General features: G+C 48.9%; 1 protein-coding gene. It reads right to left on the bottom strand.

All coding sequences use genetic code 11. The features are described 5' to 3' along the window. Window positions 1-611 (bottom strand): argininosuccinate synthase domain-containing protein (locus R7O13_RS28605; protein ID WP_318305427.1); only part of this gene is annotated, 611 nt, incomplete at both ends.

The raw sequence follows: 611 nt of genomic DNA, 5'->3' as shown, positions 1-611 counted from the left end.
CACCAATTGTTCAACTGCGCGCAGAGCTTCCATCATGATGGTACCTCCCGGAGTTTCGTAACAGCCACGAGACTTCATTCCCACCAAACGGTTCTCTACGATATCAATACGACCCACACCGTGTTTTGCGCCTTTTTCGTTTAAGTAAACTAGTGCGTTGTATGGTGTCATCGCTTCACCATCCACTGCCACAACTTCACCTTTTTCGACTTTCAACGTAACGTATTCAGCTTCATTTGGCGCTTGTTCAGGGTCAACGGTCCAGACCCAGCAATCTTCGTTTGGTGCATTCCATGTATTTTCTAGCACACCACCTTCAGTAGAAATGTGCCATGCGTTCGCATCACGTGAATAAATCTTCGTTAGAGACGCTGAGCAAGGAATGTTACGCTCTGCAAGGTAATCCAGACATTGTTCGCGGCTCACTAAATCCCACTCACGCCATGGAGCGATAACGTGTAGATCTGGTGCTAACGCAGCAAATGCACCCTCGAAACGCACTTGGTCGTTACCTTTACCAGTACAGCCGTGACACAATGCGTCCGCGCCCACTTTACGTGCCACTTCAACTTGCGCTTTGGCAATGATTGGACGCGCCATTGATGTACCCA

The sequence above is a fragment of the Vibrio sp. Y176 genome, from assembly GCF_033438945.1.
The sequence above is the reverse complement of the archived record's forward strand: the minus strand, read 5'-3'. Positions and strand labels throughout refer to the sequence as shown.